We start from the raw sequence: 15,667 nt of genomic DNA, 5'->3' as shown, positions 1-15,667 counted from the left end.
ATGACTTGGCAACAACGTCTACAGCCAGCCTCCTTCCGTGGGGTGAGCTTTCATATCGACACTGCCACTGGCCAGGGAGGCCGCCGGGTTGCAGTGCACCAGTATCTGAACCAGTCACAACACTGGGCTGAGGATATGGGCCAGACAGCCGCTAATGAACGGCTGCAAATGTTCGTGATCGGTGCTGACTATGATCTGCAGCGGGAAAAGCTGTTTGCAGCATTGAACTCACCGGGCGCAGGCAAACTGATCCATCCTTATCTGGGCAGCATGTACATTCAGGTAAAAGATTTCAGCTGGACAATATCAACCCGTAAAGGAGGTTATTGTCAGATTGATCTGAACTACGTACGCGCTGGTAAAAGGCAGTATCCGATTGCAAAACTGACCAGCAAACACCAACTGGAACAAAGTTGTGACAGCAGCAAAGCTGCCGTCATGAAAGACTTTGAAGCAGTCTTCAAATTACAGCGCCAGGCGCAGTTTGTTCAGGATGCTGCTACCAGCCAGCTTAACCAGTTAACAACGGCCATCCGTGCTACCGGAGAGCAGGTTCAGGCGGTTGTGCAAGCAGCGGGCAATGCTGTTCAGACACTCACCAGCACTGTTCAGAGCGCTGCTGAATTAGCGCAAACACCGGCTCGCATATTGAAGACTCTGGATGATCAGCTTTATCAGGCCTTCCAGACAACCGACAACATTGATGACCTGTTCAGCCAATATCAGCAATTCAGTGGAGAGTTAACAACAGTAGCAGTGGTTAACAAAACGGATACTCCCAGCCGTCAGCAACTGGCTGTTAATCAGAATGCTCTGAATCAAAGTACTCAGGCATTAGCCTGCATCCGTATGGCCCTGAACATCAGCCAGCTACAAACGCCTTTCAGTACTTACAGCCAGGCGATTGCTGTACGGGATTTTTTGCTTAATCAGTTGGATACGGTGATCGAGCAAAGCAGCGATGCCGCTTACGGGCCGTTATCTGAACTGCAAACGGCCCTGATCCGGCATATTGAAACCGTTGCTCCGGGGCTGCAGCAAATCCGCAGCATTGAATTGCAACGGGCAGAGCCCGCTTTAGTAACAGCCCACCGTCTGTACGGTGATATCCAGCGCACCGCTGACCTGATCAGCCGCAACAATATCAGCCACCCGGGCTTTATACCTGCCGGACACGCTCTGGAGGTGCTGCTATGAAAGATGAACTGATTCTGCTTATTGAAGGCCGTACGCATCAGGGCTGGAGCAATGTCAGTATCACCCGATCCATTGAACAGGGTACACATCGCTTCAACGTCTCACTGACTGAACAAGCGCAGTCAGTGAATCAGCCCCACCTGATTCAGCCCGGTGCAGCCTGTCAGCTTTACGCCGGAAATGAGCTGGTAATCAGCGGTTACATTGATGACATTGAACGCAGTTACGACAGCACCCAGCACAGTGCATCCGTCAGTGGCCGCTCTAAACTGGCGGATTTGGTTGACTGCTCCTCCACCGGAAAGCAACAAACCAAAGGCCGCAGCCTGGAGAATATTGCTAAAGCCTTGTGTCAGCCTTTCGGCATTGACGTAAAAGTCGACCCGAGTGCCACGGAAGCCAACAAAGCGTTTAGCAAAGATTTGACGCTGGATAACGGCCAGCCTATCTGGGAATTTCTTGAACAACTGGCACGCCAGACAGGCGTACTACTGATCTCAGATGCTGATGGCAACCTGCTGATCACCCGAACCCGTACTCAGGAGACAGATACGGCAATTAACCTGGGAACCAATGTAACCTCTGCCAGCGGCTCATTCAGCCACCGGGACCTGTTCAGCGAATATATCGTCACCGGACAACGCCCGGATATTAATGGCCAGGACGCCCGTGCTAATCAGTCCCGTGGATCATTTAAGACTGAGCGCGGACGCTACCGCCCCACTGTCATCAGCGCAGATAATCCGGTTGATAACGAAGAATGTAAACGTCTTGCCCAATGGCATAACAACGTTCGCCGTGGCCGTAGCGAGACCATCAGCTACACCCTTTCCGGCTGGCGACAAACTGCAACAGGTAGGCTCTGGGCACCCAATGAACTGATTAATGTGAATGATTCTGTTCTTGGCCTGAAAGATACCAGACTGCTCATCACCGAAGTGACCTTCTCAGCGAACAACCAGGGCACGACCACCCGGCTGAAACTGATGTCCCCAAAAGCATTTCTGCTACCGGAAACCGGCAAAACACCCGTTGTCAGCCAACCGGTAGTAATCCCTGATCCGCACAGCGGTGCTGCTTTTGATGAAGCGGGGTACATCATATGAATCAGCTCAATCCTAATCAGCTTATCCGGGCAATTCAGGCCTTTACCTCGCCCCTGAGCCGAAAGCTGAAAATCATCCTGCAACGGGCCGCTTTGGTCCGGGCCGGTTATCGGGGAAAACGTCGTTTACTTCAGCTTCAGGTTGAAGGCGATCAAACCCTGGCGGATATCGAGCACCTGGAACCCTTTGGCTTTACCAGCCATCCGCTGAATGGCGCAGAAGCGGTTGCTCTGTCATTCAACGGTAACGGTAGCCATACCGTTGCACTGTTGATTGGCGATGCCCGTTACCGGCTGGAGGTAGCTGAAGGTGAGACCGCTATCTATAACCAGCAGGGTGACAAGGTACATATCCGGGCCGACCGGAGTATTGAAATTCAGTCAGCAAACAAGGTGCTGGTGAACGCTCCGGAGCTGTATTGCAGCGGGGTAATCAGGGCGCAGGACGTCATCTCGCACAGTAACGTCAGCCTGATTAATCACCAGCATAACGAAACCAATGGTGCGACAACCCATAAGGCAAATCCATCATGAAGCAAACCACCATGCCGGCACTGGGCTGGCACTCAACCAAACAACAACTTGATCTGAAACCCGCCCCTGCTGACCAACTGAGCTGGCTGCAAAACGCCGTCACAATATCCCTGTTTACGGATGCCCGGGCCAGCCAGGAGGAAGCCGGAAATCAGCAAGACTTACGGGGCTACTGGGGTGATTCAGAACTGCCAGACGGTGAAAGCCTGGGCAGCAAGCTATGGCTGTTACAGCGGGAAAAAGTCACCCGTGACGTCATCAGCAAAGCCCGTGATTTTGCCGAAGAAGCACTGCAATGGTTGGTTGAAGAAAACCATTTGCTAAGCCTTCAGGTCAGTGCCGAGCGCACTGATCTGGACAGCATCGCATTTCAAATTGGCTGCCAGCTTCCCGAAGGCAACTGGATCAACCTGTTCCGGGAACATCAGCTGGCACTGACAGCAACAGGAGGCTCACATGCCCTTCAGTCGTAAAACCCTGCCCCAGCTGCGCCAGCAAATCGCAGTAGATATCGAACGCTACAGCGGTCAGGCAGCCAGCAGCCGGGGCGACATCTATTATCCTCTGGCGCAGGCCGTTGCCGGTGCTGTGCATGGCCTGCACGGCCACCTGCAGTACACCGTTGAACAACTGTTCGACCAAAGCGCAGATGACACTAACCTGCTCCGCCGGGCTGCAGAAATGGGGATCTACCGTTTACCCGCCAGTCACGCCAGCGGACTGCTAACCCTGACCGGCAACAACGGAGTCAGCATTCCAGCGGAAACTCTGCTGCAAGATGACAACCAGAAAATCTATCGCAGCACACAAACGGTCAGCCTGACCAATGGTACTGCCAACCTGCCGGTAGAAGCAGCTGAAGCTGGCTCTGCTGGTAATCTTATATCCGGTACAACGCTCCAGTTTATTACTCCGGTATCCGGTGTGGATACTCAGGCCAGCGTGATCAGCCTTAGCGGTGGTGCCGATGCAGAAACCATCAGCCGGGTTCGGGAACGTTTAGCTGAACGCCGCAAGCATCCACCAATGGGGGGCAGTGCTCAGGACTATATCGCCTGGACCAAAGGTGCTCATGCGGACATTACCCGTGCTTGGTGTACACCGAATGCACTGGGCCTGGGAACAGTTGTGGTTCGTTTTGTCACCGACAATCTGACGACGCCTATTCCCACTCAGGCACATATCGATGCGGTAAAAGCACAGCTGGAATCAGTACGCCCGGCAGGTATGAAGCGATTAGAAATCTACGCGCCGGCAGCCAAAGCATTGAATCTGACCTTAACCCGGCTAACCCCGAATGACGATAAAACCCGCACCGCCATTACTGCAGAACTGAAAGACCTTCTGCAGCGGGAAGCAAAACCCGGCGGCACCATCTACCTGAGCCAGATTAATGAAGCGATTTCCCTGGCGACAGGAGAACGTGATCACCGCATTAATCTGAGTGACGACTTTACCTGCGCGGCAGGTGAGTTTCCGATTCTGGGAGACATCACATGGCCAACAGCATAGACGCTTACCGCGACCAGTTGCTCGCCCTGTTGCCGCAAGGGCAGGCCTGGCCCAAACACACCGACAGTGAACTGGCTAAGTTGCTTCAGGGCATCGCCCATGAGCTGCACCGCACAGAAAAACGGGCTGAAGATATTCTGGACGAAGCACACCCGAGCAAAGCCTTTGAGATGTTTGAAGAATGGGAAACGATGCACGGTTTGCCGCATGCCTGCGGAGGCAGCCAGAACTTTCAGGAACGGCGCAGCGCGCTGATTCAGGCTTACCAGTCCAGAGGCGGACAAAGCCGTGAGTTTTTTATTGCTCTGGCAGCCCTCCTTGGCTTCCCAATCACTATTACTGAATACCGTGAACGCTTGCATGGCGACAGCTTCAGCGAAGTTTTCGGCAATGAAGACAGCAACTACACCTGGCAAGTGAATGCGCCCATTCTGAACTATCAGGAGCGCCACTTCGGCCAGCCCCACGGTGACGTCTACCGCAGCTGGAACAACCAGCGTCTGGAGTGCGTGCTGCAACGCCTGGTTCACGCCCACCGATTAATGACATTCAGTTATCACTAACAGGAGAACACTATGGATTATCCTAAATCCGACGCCGGTGCCCGGCTACAAAACGGTAAATTTACCGACGGCGATCCCGTCAACAACATTCCCCCAAGTAAAGACTCAGCGATTTATCAGAATATGGTATTTGATGAGCTTATCAATGCCATCACTGAAGGTGGAGCCACACCTGATGAGACTAAATCTGATCAGCTTGCTGGCATTATCCGGCAATTAAAATCCGGTGGGAGAATCCTTGGAGAGCCTTTCTGGCATTTAGGGGAGACACCTCCAGCAAAAGCACTACAGTTTTCCGGACAATTACTTGATCGTTCTGAATACTCTGAACTGTGGGAAGCATTAAATAATGAAGACCGGAATATTATCTTTATTTCGGATACTGAATGGCTTAACGGGCGCTTTGGTTGTTGGTCTACAGGTAATGGTTCAACAACCTTCCGAGCCCCTATGACACAGGCAGATTTTATTCGAGTTTTTGATAACTCTCGTGGAATAAACCAGCAGCAGCTACTGGGACAATGGGAATCGGATGAATTGAAATCCCATAATCACACGACAACAGCAGATAATCGCCTGATTTTATCGAGACATGGAAGGGATGCAGGTGTTGATTACCATAGCTCTAAAGCACGAAACGATGATGCAAATTACAGTGGTAGTCAAATGACAGGGCATACAGGCGGATCAGAAACAAAACCACGAAGCGTTGCCTGGATGCAAAGCTTCTGGTTTCAATAAGGAGTCATACAATGTACTTAAACCACTATAGCCCTGACACAGGATTCTATACTCACCAAGCACCGGCAATACAAAATCCAAAGCAACCAGGCAAATACTTCGAACAGGCTTTCACTACTCCTGACCCTGTGCCGAACTTACAAAAAAATCAGATCGCCATCCGCAATAAAGAAAACACTGCATGGACAATATCTGAAGACTGGCGCGGCACGGTCTGGCACAAACACACTAAAGAGGCTGTTGAACACTCAGAAACAGGCCCACTGCCTGATCACCTTACAAGCATCGAACCCGGTGAATTTGATGAATGGCAGGAAGACAAATGGGTAACAAATCTGACCAAAAAACTGGTGGCCCAAAAAACCATGCTCAGCCAGCAACTCCAGGCCGATGCCTCATTTGCTCGCCAGCAAATCAGTAATGCTGCAGATATTTTGGTAACCATTGGCTGGGCCGAAAAAGCCCGCCGGGCTGAACGCGCAATCGCAGGCATGGGAACCGCTGCAGATTTAGCTGCTCTGCAGGCAGAGGCAACAGCCCGGAACCTGGGTGAAACACCGGAGCAACTGGCACAGCTGCAACTGAAAAAAGCCAACGCTTTACACTTAAAAACGGCCATTATTGACGGCTGGGTTAAAGCTGCAGGTAAACAGGTTTCAGCAATGGCAGATCCGACTGAAGCGGAAGCATTACTTATTAGCTTAAAGCAAAACCTCGACACCCAGCTAGCTTCTATCAGCTAACGTTCCACCCTATTCACCCTTTCCTCATAAGGCAAACCTGTCTTGCTGATAAACATCAGCAATGGAATTCGTTTGCCTTTTTTTCACCAAAAACAGGAGAATTCATATATGGATTACCCAGCATCCGACGCCGGTGCCCGACTGCATAACGGTAAATTCACCGACGGTGATCCGGTCAATAACATTCCGCCAAGTAAAGACTCTGCGACCTATCAGAATATGGTATTTGATGAGTTGATTAACGTTATTAAAGCCAGCGGTTTAACGCCAGACAGCACAAAAGCTGATCAACTTACATCTGCAATTAATGCATTAACTACAGCTGCTTTCACGCAAGTACGCTCTCCTATTTGCGGTGTAGTATTTATGGCAGGCACAAACGTCAGCATTAAAAGCTCTTTTGGAGTTAATAGTGTTTCCCGCATTAGCACTGGTCGCTACAGAATCAGCTTCACGGACTCGATGCCTTCTCTTAACTACGCTTCAGTTACTTCTGGCGGCAACCTTAACAATTTAATGAACCCATATGATGTCGCCCCTGCTAGTACAGATTACTTTGATGTATCAGTGGCTGAAAACAATGGTGTACCTACAGACCAGGCGTGTCTTTATACAGTAATGATATATGGAGATTTTTAATGCTGAACCTTATTCAAATAGACAACAATGATCATGTATCAGTCATTGGATTAAGTAACACTGCCAATATCCATGAAGAAGCCAAAAAAACAGGCGCGACAATTTATGAAGGGGATATTCCAAATTCACCCTATCTGATATTTAAAAATGGCTACGTAATTGAAGACAACACTGCCCTGTTGGAGGGCTCAAAACAGCAATGCTTAACATCTTTGGCAAGTCTGATTTTACGACACCATAACCTTGTTACCGGTAATGCTAACCAACATCAAATTACTAACTGGCCTGAAAAATCTCGCAGAGCTGAACGCATCGTATCAGGTAAAAGTTCAACCTCGGATATTTCCATTGTTTCAATAGAAACCGCAAAGCGTAACCGCGGTGAAACTATCAAAGAGCTAACTGAAAAACAGCTTCAAAAAGCAAATGATTACGCGATAAAAATGGCTTTAATAGACGGTATACAGGCTGATGCCAAACAACAGATAAACGCTGTTACTGACATCTCTGAACTAAAACCATTGATGTCTAAAATTGAAACTCTTCTTGAGCAAGAACTACATAAATTGTCTGTCCAGCAGCCACAATTGCCTGCTTCTGTAACAAATACTCTGATTTCCCAGACCTCTCAAAAACTCCGTAATCTGTTCCGTATCTAAACTACACAATCAACAAAAACGGGCAGCTATCAAACTGCCCGTTTTAATATCATTCAACTAAAAACCGGCTTACGCCCTTCCAGAAAAGCTGCCATGCCTTCTTCCCGGTCCGGGGTTGAAAAGCTCAGGCCGAATACATCACTTTCCATCACGCAGGCATTCTCCAAATCCAGATCCTGCCCGCGCTGTACCAGCTGTTTGGTCAGTTGTACTGCGGTCCTGCTCTTGGTGGCAATCTGCTCCGCCAGTTTCATGCCTTCGCCCAGCAGCTCAGCCTGTGGATAAACATGGTTCACCAGCCCACGCTGCTGCGCTTCTTCTGCATTCATCATCCGCCCGGTGGTCAGCAGTTCCATCGCCATGCCCCGGCCAACGAGACGGGTTAAACGCTGGCTACCACCAAAGCCCGGGGTCACCCCCAGGTTGACTTCCGGCTGGCCAAAGCGGGCATTCTCTGCCGCCAGCATGAAGTCGCAGCTCATGGCCAGTTCACAACCGCCCCCAAGCGCGTAACCATTCACCAGCGCAATAACCGGCACCGGCAGGTTTTCCAGCTTGCGGAACACCGCCATGCCCTGTTCAGCAAAATACTTGCCTTCCAGTGCGCTCAGTTGGCGCATATGGGCGATGTCGGCCCCAGCGACAAAGGCTTTTTCACCGGCACCGGTAATCAGCAACACTCTGATATCCGTCGCCTTCGCTACCAGATCCAGCGCCTGATCCAGCTCTGCCAGCGTGTCCGCGTTTAGTGCATTCAACACTTTCGGTCGGTTAATTGTCAGCAGGCTGATTCCTTCAGCGTGTTGCTCCAGCAAAATATTTTGCCAGTGCGCTGTTTCGTCTGCCACTTCCGATAAACAAACCGGTACCTGACTATTCATAACTGAAGAACCCCCGGCCGGTTTTACGGCCCAGATAGCCGGCATCTACCATCTGTACCAGCAGCGGACACGGACGGTATTTGGAATCTTTAAAACTGTCATACAGAACATTCATAATGCTCAGGCAGGTATCCAGGCCGATCAGATCCGCCAGCGCCAGCGGCCCCATCGGATGGCTCATCCCAAGCTGCATCACGGTGTCAATTTCTTCCGCCGACGCCAGCCCTTCATGCAGGCAGAACATGGCTTCGTTAAGCATCGGCAACAGAATCCGGTTGGCCACAAAGCCCGGTGCATCTTTCACATCGACAGGCACCTTACCCAGCGTCTCCGCCAGCGCCTGCACTGACCTGAATACAGTATCTTCTGTTTGCAGGGCGCGGATGACTTCCACCAGCTGCATCATCGGTACCGGGTTCATAAAGTGCATGCCAATCACCTGGCCAGGGCGCTGAGTAACGGCGGCAATACGGGTGATAGAAATTGAGGAGGTATTGGTCGCCAGAATGGCCTCTGGCTTACAGACGGCATCCAGACTGGCAAAGATCTTTGCCTTAATGGCTTCGTCTTCACTGGCCGCTTCCACCACGATATCCACATCTGCCAGCCCGGCAGTATCAGTCGTGACACGAATCAGTGCCAGTGCCGCATCAGCGTCTGTCTGACTGATTTTTTCCTTCTTAACCATCCGGGACAGGCTGCTGCTAATACTTGCCCGGCCCCGTTCCAGTGCTGCTTCATTAAGGTCGCACAGTACGACCGGTAAGCCGGCGGTTGCTGCTACCTGAGCAATACCCGCTCCCATCTGACCGGCGCCAACCACGCCCATCGTTGTTATTGTCATGGCGTTATACCCTTACTGCATTGAAACAGATATTTAGGCATTGCCGCCTGCCGGCGACAATCCCCCCTGAAGGTAGGCGATCAGATTCCTACGCTGAATGCCCATGATGGCATATCCTGCAAACAGAGTATCTGGCTAAGCCAGCCACTTGCGAGCACTTCCGGAACACCTGTCGCCCGGTAATCCTGACCGGCTCATGCCTGACAGTTATACGTAAACACAGCCGCTGAACGGCCAAATCCCACGATAAATAAGACAAATGTACCACCGGTGTTTTATTTGTTTTTTATTAGGTAGAATCGGCTCTTACCTTGTAGGAATCGGCATCAAGCCCCTCCAGAATCCAGCAAAATCAGCTGTTTACAAAAGCTGTTCGCAGAAACAGCCAGACAGATAACGCCATCCGGATTAATTTGCGAGCACAGTACAGCCATGAATAATAAGATTGCAGACGCAAACAGCGCCCTGAAAGAAATTTCAGCACAGTATCCCCAACTGACACCGCAACTGAAAAAAGCAGCAGATTATGTGCTGGAGCAACCGGTCAATGTTGCCCTGCTGTCCATCCGCAAAAGTGCAGAAGCCGCCGGTGTCACACCATCCACGCTGACCCGGCTGGCTAAATCGGTGGGATTTGACCGCTACGACAGCTTCCGACAGCTGTTTCAGACTGCAGTGAACACCCGTCAGCCAGCATCTTACTTCAGCGATCGTGCACAGTACTTGCAGGATATGGCAAGCAACAACCCGGAAAATAAAGTTTTCTTTGAGTTCGCAGATTCTGCATTCAACAACCTGGAACAGCTCTTTCAGGAAGACACCCGTAATAAACTGCAACAGGCTGCGCCGCTGGTCATTAATGCCCGTAAGGTATTCGCTCTGGGGTTCCGGGATACCTTCACCTGCGCTTACCACTTCACCTACGTGGGCAGCATCGCCTTTCCACATATTCAGCTGATCCGTGGCTATCAGGGCACCCTGCTCAGTGAACTGGGGGAAATCCGCAAGGATGATGTAGTCGTAGCCTTCTCCTTCGAGCCCTATACAACGGAAACTGTACAGGCAATCAACATTGCCCGGAATGCCGGTGCCAAAATCATCGCCATTACCGACAGCCTGCGCTCACCGATTGCCAGCGGCGCAGAAATCACCTTTACGCTGAATAATGACACCCCGCACTTCTTCCCAACCCTGACATCATCCATTGCCCTGATGGAAGCATTACTGGCGGAGTGCGTCTCCATTGGCAGTAAAGAAATGGTCAGTAACATTAACCGGTTTGAAGAGAATATCCGGCACCTGGGCGGCTATCACGAAGCCTGATTAATCAGATTCAATAGCCGAGCCCAAACGCAGCATATCCCACCAGCAGTGCCGGAACGGCGCTGTAAATGGTGGCATAGAGTGAAGCCTTCGGTGCCAGCGCCAGGGCCGGAAACAGTGCATCACCGTCATTACCGATGGCGTTTGCCAGTTGTGCAGACAAGGGCACAATGCCCTGCAGATACAGGGTCGTCATAATGATCTGCGGACCACATCCCGGTATGAATCCCACAACCACCGCCAGCAGAATCATCAGGTAGCCCAGATTGCTGAACAAACTCTGCATATCAAAACCGGTGAAATACACCAGCAATTCAAAACAGAGAAAGCCGGCAATGACCCATGCCGTAACAAAACTGGTTTCACTGGCAACCATGTCTACCAGCCGGTGCGGATTATGCTCCATATCCGCATGCGCAACTGCCCAGCTATAATTCGCCGGCTGGCTGAACCACACCAGTAAGCTCACCACTGCACCGCAGAATCCCAACCAGGTTGCCGGATGATAACTACTCCAGGCACCAAACAAACTGTCCGGCTCAATCTGAAACGCCGCCAGAACTCCCAGAATCAAACCGGGTAACAGTAGCAGCCGCCATACCCATGATAATGATGTGGGCACCACGCCCTGATTCAGACTGCAGGATACCGTCACCTGATGTTCATCCGGAGAGGAGTCAGGCCGCAGAAAGTCCTCGCCGTGTAAATACTGAATGAGATAGCCGAACAGCACCCCAGCCGCCAGTGACACCACCAGCACCAGCAAGGCCGTTTGCGGCTCACGGGCCAGTAACAGAAAACTGGCATCTCCCATTGTGGATATCAGCACCGCGACCAGCGCAGCAAATCCCACCCGGCCATGCACGAATTGTGTAACAACAATGATCGCCCCGCCGCAGCCTGGCAACATACCCAACAGGGCAGCAACCGGCACCTGCAGCTTGCGGTTACTGTTCAGGTAGCCAATCAGATCGGCCCCCAGATAATGCTGCGCGGAATAAATCAGCAGCAATGACAGCGCAACAAAAACACTGACCGCCAGATAGGCATCACTCAATGTGCTGACAATCAGCCATAACAACTCATTGTTTACTGCCCCCTGCAGCCAGCCAATGCCCAGCACACCGACAGCCAGCATGGTAAACAATGCACTTTTGGTCACTGGCAACGGATGTTGCCGGAGCCGTCCTGCTGCAGCATTCAGAGCATTCATTGGGCTACAGATCCCGTCAGGTATTCCTGCACCAACAGGTTGTGCTGAATGTTTTCGTTCAGCAGTGCATAGGCAAGATCGAACACTTTATAGTTGTAGCCAATGGTCATCGCACAGATGGCCTGCTGGTAATAGATAGAGGTTTTCTCCGCTTTCTCAATCTGCCCCAGCAGGCAAGAGGATGTGTCAGAGTCCGGTGGTAACAGTGCCAGTTGATAGCTGGGTGATTCATGCCCGTCCGGGCGTTCCTGCAATAAACGGATGCACTCCTGAAGGGTCTGGAAGTGGCTGAGGTCTTCTTCGTAGGCCGAGTAGGCCAGATCCCTGAACCCCACGCGGGCTTCATCCAGCTCCGCAGACTTCACCTGTCTATACAGACTGCAGGTCAGCAATTCATTCTGCGCCGCTTTCTGCAGCGCTTCTATCACAAGATCCTGCCGGTAATCCGGCTGAGGATAAGCCTCAATACGGTTAAGGGAATTCATAGAACTGTACCACCGAGCACTTAACAATAATGATAATAATTATCATTAACATAGCAAAGAGTGAATACTGATGCCACAGCAGAACCGTGTGAAAACTCAATTAATGTGTAAAAAACTGGCTACAGAAGCCATAAATAACAAAAAAGCCGGTAAAAACCGGCTTTTTGTATGTCGAACAGGCTGAATGCTCAGCGAATGACCAGCACTGAGCGGTCTGCGGTCTGAACCACTTTGGCAGTGACGGAGCCCATCATCATCTTCTCCATGCGTCCGTGTTTCAGCGCCCGGATTAGAATCAGATCCGCATCAATCTCATCTGCCCGTGCCACAATCCGTTTAGGTACCTTACCCGCCGTTACCCAGACCGAGACATTCATCTCTTTCACCAGATGCGCATCCGCCAGCCGGGTAAGTTCTGCCCGCATGGTATCCAGCGCCTGTTTCACCATATCTTCCGGAAAATAAGACGCCACCAGTGGCATCTTAAAGCCCGGCAACACAGCCACCAGCTCCACTTCCATACCGGGTGCCACATAATCATTCAGTGCCTGCAAGGTTGCCTCTGTTCCTTTGGCATCCTGCAGATCCACTGCTACCAGTAATTTCTTATACATAGATAATTACCCCTGTTCCCGACGGCGAATCTGCCACCAGCCAAGACCGAATAACACCAGCAAAGCAGGAATAAACATTAACTGCTTGGCTGGCCGGTCGGCGGCTATCTCAATGCTGTTGATCTGCCAGTCGAAGTCGATACCCACAGCCTCTGCATTACTGCCAAAGCCAACCTGATCAACCACTACGTTGCCTTCGTCTTCCCGCAGGAACAGACCGGCAGCCTCGACCCGGGCACTGGCGGTTTCCGCCGCGGGTATTGGCAGTTCAACGATTTTACTGACCATATCTCCGTCAATGGTTTCACCGCTCACCGCCATCCGCAGTTTCTGGTCTGCCGGCAGCTCTTCAACCACTGTGGTTATCTCAGTCGCGGCAACGCTTTGCACCGGCGGATAAATTTCATCCCACCAGAAGCCGGGCCGGAACATAGTAAAGGCCACCAGCAACAGGATGATGGTTTCATACCAGCGGGTTTTCACAAACCAGAAGCCCTGGGTTGCCGCCGAGAACACCAGAATGGCAATCACGGAGCTGACAATCACCAGCAACAGGTGGAATACCCCCTGAATGTCGATCAGCAACAACTCGGTATTGAAGATAAACATGAACGGCAGAATCGCGGTCCGGATATCGTAGGTGAAGCCCTGTATACCGGTTTTAATCGGATCACTGCGGGCAATCGCTGCGGCGGCAAAGGCCGCCAGCCCCACCGGCGGCGTGTCGTCCGCCAGTATGCCGAAATAAAACACAAACAGGTGCACAGCGATCAGCGGTACGATTAAGCCACTCTGGGCACCCAGAGTAACGATAACCGGCGCCATCAGGGTCGAAACCACAATATAGTTCGCCGTGGTTGGCAGGCCCATGCCCAGAATCAGACTGATCACTGCGGTGAAAATCAGCATCAGAATGATGTTACCGCCGGAAATGAACTCAACGAATTCAGTCATTACCAGACCGATACCTGTCAGGGTAACAGTGCCCACAACGATACCTGCGGCAGCAGTCGCCACGCCGATACCAATCATGTTCCGGGAACCGGTAACCAGCCCTTCCAGCAGATCATCCACCCCCTGTTTAATCCGTTGCCCCAGGGCGGTTTCACCCCGGTAAAAGGCTTTAATCGGCTTGTGAGTCAGCACGATGAAGACCATAAAGACGGTCGCCCAGAAGGCCGACAGACCTGGCGACAGACGTTCTACCGTCAGGCACCATACCAGTACGACCACAGGCAGCAGGAAGTACAAACCGGACTTCACGGTCGGGCCCGGTTCCGGCAATTCAACGACCGGCGAATTCGGATCGTCCATCTCCAGTTCCGGGTAACCGGAACAGAACTTCAGCAGCCCCAGATAAACCACCAGAATACCGATACCCAGTATCGGGCTGGCCCAGGCACCCATCACATCTTTCGTCCAGCCAACCCCGTAGTACACAGCCATCGACAGCACACAGACACCCAGAATAATCCCAGCCCAGCTTAGCAACGCCTGCGCCAGCGTCGGGTTATAGCGGCGCGGTAAGCCCTGCATACCGGCTTTCATCGCTTCCAGATGCACGATGTAAATCAGCGCGATGTAGGAAATCAGCGCCGGCAAAATCGCATGGCGGATAACATCGATATACGGAATACCCACATACTCCACCATCAGGAAAGCCGCAGCCCCCATGATAGGTGGCGTTAGCTGACCGTTGGTGGACGCAGCCACTTCCACTGCACCGGCTTTACTGCCGGGAAAACCCACCCGCTTCATCAGCGGAATGGTAAAGGTACCGGTGGTTACCACATTGGCAATCGAAGAACCGGAAATCAGCCCACTCAGGCCGGAAGAAACCACAGCAGCTTTTGCCGGGCCGCCACGCATGTGGCCCAGCAATGAAAAGGATACCTTGGTGAAATAGTTACCGGCCCCGGCTTTTTCCAGCAATGCGCCGAACAGCACGAACAGGAATACGAAGCTGGTTGAAACGCCCAGTGCAACACCAAACACCCCTTCAGTGGTCAGCCACTGGTGCGACATAGTCTTATTCAGACTGGCACCTTTGTGGGCAATCACATCCGGCATATACGGGCCACCAAAGGTGTAAATCAGGAAGACAGCAGCAACCACCATCAGCGGTGGTCCCAGTGCCCGGCGGGTTGCTTCCAGCAGCAACACCATACCGGCCACGGCAAAAATCAGGTCAGCGGTGATCGGTGCACCGGCCCGGTTGGCCAACTCCGCGTGAAAGATCACCAGATAAGAAGCACTGAAGGCACCGAGCAGTGCAAAGCCCCAGTCCTGCAAAGGAATATAGTCTTTCGGAGAGCGGCTCAGCGCCGGATAGGCCGTAAACGCCAGGAATATTGCGAAGCTCAGGTGAATCGCCCGCGCCTGGGTGTCATTAATCACGCCGAAATTGAATACGAAGGGCAGCGGTGAGGCGTACCAGAGCTGGAACAGTGCCCAGAACAGGGCAACCGACCAGAGTAAGGTTTTTGCTGCGCCAGACGGCGACCGGGCACCGGAATCCGTCTGTGCAACAATGTCTTCAGCAGATAGCTGCTCAGCAGCACCGGCAGAATGGTGATTGTTATCAGTCACAGTAATTTCCCCATATACGCTAAGG

General features: G+C 51.9%; 17 protein-coding genes. 11 read left to right on the top strand and 6 right to left on the bottom strand.

Annotated elements, in window-relative coordinates; translation table 11 throughout:
- The 10 genes from JYB63_RS08070 (at position 1) to JYB63_RS08025 (ending at position 7,693) form a co-directional block, all read left to right on the top strand.
- Positions 1 to 1,197, top strand: a complete 1,197-nt coding sequence (locus JYB63_RS08070) for a DNA circularization protein (protein WP_205657347.1) — start codon at positions 1 to 3, stop codon at positions 1,195 to 1,197.
- Complete coding sequence (locus JYB63_RS08065; RefSeq protein ID WP_205657346.1) at positions 1,194 to 2,303, top strand: phage baseplate assembly protein; 1,110 nt, start codon at positions 1,194 to 1,196, stop codon at positions 2,301 to 2,303. Before JYB63_RS08070 ends, JYB63_RS08065 begins: the two co-directional genes overlap by 4 nt.
- Positions 2,300 to 2,836 carry a phage baseplate assembly protein domain-containing protein gene (locus JYB63_RS08060; RefSeq protein ID WP_205657345.1) on the top strand — a complete coding sequence of 179 codons (537 nt, stop codon included), beginning with the start codon at positions 2,300 to 2,302 and terminating at the stop codon, positions 2,834 to 2,836. Before JYB63_RS08065 ends, JYB63_RS08060 begins: the two co-directional genes overlap by 4 nt.
- The gene (locus JYB63_RS08055; RefSeq protein ID WP_205657344.1) at positions 2,833 to 3,309 is read left to right on the top strand and encodes a phage GP46 family protein; all 477 of its coding nucleotides are present in this window, start codon (positions 2,833 to 2,835) and stop codon (positions 3,307 to 3,309) included. Before JYB63_RS08060 ends, JYB63_RS08055 begins: the two co-directional genes overlap by 4 nt.
- Positions 3,293 to 4,348, top strand: coding sequence for a baseplate J/gp47 family protein (locus JYB63_RS08050; protein ID WP_205657343.1), 1,056 nt, complete (start codon positions 3,293 to 3,295; stop codon positions 4,346 to 4,348). Before JYB63_RS08055 ends, JYB63_RS08050 begins: the two co-directional genes overlap by 17 nt.
- Positions 4,333 to 4,911, top strand: a complete 579-nt coding sequence (locus tag JYB63_RS08045; RefSeq protein ID WP_205657342.1) for a YmfQ family protein — start codon at positions 4,333 to 4,335, stop codon at positions 4,909 to 4,911. The genes JYB63_RS08050 and JYB63_RS08045 overlap by 16 nt, the downstream gene beginning before the upstream one ends.
- Before the next feature lie 12 nt (positions 4,912 to 4,923).
- Positions 4,924 to 5,652: a hypothetical protein gene (locus tag JYB63_RS08040; protein WP_205657341.1), complete on the top strand. Its 729-nt coding sequence runs from the start codon at positions 4,924 to 4,926 to the stop codon at positions 5,650 to 5,652.
- A gap of 128 nt (positions 5,653 to 5,780) precedes the next feature.
- Positions 5,781 to 6,395 (top strand): hypothetical protein, encoded by a 615-nt coding sequence (locus tag JYB63_RS08035; RefSeq protein ID WP_205657340.1) that lies wholly within the window; start codon positions 5,781 to 5,783, stop codon positions 6,393 to 6,395.
- 108 nt (positions 6,396 to 6,503) lie between these two features.
- Positions 6,504 to 7,034 carry a hypothetical protein gene (locus JYB63_RS08030; protein WP_205657339.1) on the top strand — a complete coding sequence of 177 codons (531 nt, stop codon included), beginning with the start codon at positions 6,504 to 6,506 and terminating at the stop codon, positions 7,032 to 7,034.
- Positions 7,034 to 7,693 carry a hypothetical protein gene (locus tag JYB63_RS08025; protein ID WP_205657338.1) on the top strand — a complete coding sequence of 220 codons (660 nt, stop codon included), beginning with the start codon at positions 7,034 to 7,036 and terminating at the stop codon, positions 7,691 to 7,693. Before JYB63_RS08030 ends, JYB63_RS08025 begins: the two co-directional genes overlap by 1 nt.
- A gap of 53 nt (positions 7,694 to 7,746) precedes the next feature.
- Here the strand turns inward: JYB63_RS08025 and JYB63_RS08020 are convergent, their stop codons facing one another.
- Together JYB63_RS08020 and JYB63_RS08015 are read right to left on the bottom strand one after the other, a co-directional pair.
- Positions 7,747 to 8,574 carry an enoyl-CoA hydratase-related protein gene (locus JYB63_RS08020; RefSeq protein ID WP_205657337.1) on the bottom strand — a complete coding sequence of 276 codons (828 nt, stop codon included), beginning with the start codon at positions 8,572 to 8,574 and terminating at the stop codon, positions 7,747 to 7,749.
- Complete coding sequence (locus JYB63_RS08015) at positions 8,567 to 9,418, bottom strand: 3-hydroxybutyryl-CoA dehydrogenase (protein WP_205657336.1); 852 nt, start codon at positions 9,416 to 9,418, stop codon at positions 8,567 to 8,569. The genes JYB63_RS08020 and JYB63_RS08015 overlap by 8 nt, the downstream gene beginning before the upstream one ends.
- Before the next feature lie 432 nt (positions 9,419 to 9,850).
- On the opposite strand from JYB63_RS08015, the gene JYB63_RS08010 reads away from it, so the two are divergent.
- Entirely contained in the window at positions 9,851 to 10,741 is an 891-nt protein-coding gene (locus tag JYB63_RS08010; RefSeq protein WP_205657335.1) for a MurR/RpiR family transcriptional regulator, read from the top strand.
- A 10-nt stretch (positions 10,742 to 10,751) separates the two neighbouring features.
- Here the strand turns inward: JYB63_RS08010 and JYB63_RS08005 are convergent, their stop codons facing one another.
- The 4 genes from JYB63_RS08005 to JYB63_RS07990 form a co-directional block, all read right to left on the bottom strand.
- Positions 10,752 to 11,954, bottom strand: coding sequence for a putative manganese transporter (locus JYB63_RS08005; RefSeq protein WP_205657334.1), 1,203 nt, complete (start codon positions 11,952 to 11,954; stop codon positions 10,752 to 10,754).
- Positions 11,951 to 12,439, bottom strand: coding sequence for a ferritin family protein (locus tag JYB63_RS08000; protein WP_205657333.1), 489 nt, complete (start codon positions 12,437 to 12,439; stop codon positions 11,951 to 11,953). The genes JYB63_RS08005 and JYB63_RS08000 overlap by 4 nt, the downstream gene beginning before the upstream one ends.
- Positions 12,440 to 12,627: 188 nt before the next feature.
- Positions 12,628 to 13,053, bottom strand: coding sequence for a universal stress protein (locus JYB63_RS07995; RefSeq protein WP_205657332.1), 426 nt, complete (start codon positions 13,051 to 13,053; stop codon positions 12,628 to 12,630).
- Between the two features lie 6 nt (positions 13,054 to 13,059).
- Complete coding sequence (locus JYB63_RS07990; RefSeq protein WP_205657331.1) at positions 13,060 to 15,642, bottom strand: TRAP transporter fused permease subunit; 2,583 nt, start codon at positions 15,640 to 15,642, stop codon at positions 13,060 to 13,062.
- Positions 15,643 to 15,667 lie beyond the last annotated feature (25 nt).

The sequence above is a fragment of the Aliamphritea spongicola genome (genome assembly GCF_017051665.1).
Taxonomy (GTDB): domain Bacteria; phylum Pseudomonadota; class Gammaproteobacteria; order Pseudomonadales; family Balneatricaceae; genus Amphritea; species Amphritea spongicola.
Note: the sequence above shows the minus strand (reverse complement) of the source record. Positions and strands in the feature narration are given on the sequence as shown.

What these genes read in the sequence shown, in the direction of transcription:
- JYB63_RS08020 (WP_205657337.1), bottom strand. Translation starts at nt 8,574, where the DNA reads ATGAATAGTCAGGTACCGGTTTGTTTATCGGAAGTGGCAGACGAAACA.
- JYB63_RS08000 (WP_205657333.1), bottom strand. Translation starts at nt 12,439, where the DNA reads ATGAATTCCCTTAACCGTATTGAGGCTTATCCTCAGCCGGATTACCGG.
- JYB63_RS08060 (WP_205657345.1), top strand. Translation starts at nt 2,300, where the DNA reads ATGAATCAGCTCAATCCTAATCAGCTTATCCGGGCAATTCAGGCCTTT.
- JYB63_RS08010 (WP_205657335.1), top strand. Translation starts at nt 9,851, where the DNA reads ATGAATAATAAGATTGCAGACGCAAACAGCGCCCTGAAAGAAATTTCA.
- JYB63_RS08070 (WP_205657347.1), top strand. Translation starts at nt 1, where the DNA reads ATGACTTGGCAACAACGTCTACAGCCAGCCTCCTTCCGTGGGGTGAGC.
- JYB63_RS08065 (WP_205657346.1), top strand. Translation starts at nt 1,194, where the DNA reads ATGAAAGATGAACTGATTCTGCTTATTGAAGGCCGTACGCATCAGGGC.
- JYB63_RS08025 (WP_205657338.1), top strand. Translation starts at nt 7,034, where the DNA reads ATGCTGAACCTTATTCAAATAGACAACAATGATCATGTATCAGTCATT.
- JYB63_RS08055 (WP_205657344.1), top strand. Translation starts at nt 2,833, where the DNA reads ATGAAGCAAACCACCATGCCGGCACTGGGCTGGCACTCAACCAAACAA.
- JYB63_RS08005 (WP_205657334.1), bottom strand. Translation starts at nt 11,954, where the DNA reads ATGAATGCTCTGAATGCTGCAGCAGGACGGCTCCGGCAACATCCGTTG.
- JYB63_RS08050 (WP_205657343.1), top strand. Translation starts at nt 3,293, where the DNA reads ATGCCCTTCAGTCGTAAAACCCTGCCCCAGCTGCGCCAGCAAATCGCA.
- JYB63_RS08045 (WP_205657342.1), top strand. Translation starts at nt 4,333, where the DNA reads ATGGCCAACAGCATAGACGCTTACCGCGACCAGTTGCTCGCCCTGTTG.
- JYB63_RS08030 (WP_205657339.1), top strand. Translation starts at nt 6,504, where the DNA reads ATGGATTACCCAGCATCCGACGCCGGTGCCCGACTGCATAACGGTAAA.
- JYB63_RS07995 (WP_205657332.1), bottom strand. Translation starts at nt 13,053, where the DNA reads ATGTATAAGAAATTACTGGTAGCAGTGGATCTGCAGGATGCCAAAGGA.
- JYB63_RS08040 (WP_205657341.1), top strand. Translation starts at nt 4,924, where the DNA reads ATGGATTATCCTAAATCCGACGCCGGTGCCCGGCTACAAAACGGTAAA.
- JYB63_RS08015 (WP_205657336.1), bottom strand. Translation starts at nt 9,418, where the DNA reads ATGACAATAACAACGATGGGCGTGGTTGGCGCCGGTCAGATGGGAGCG.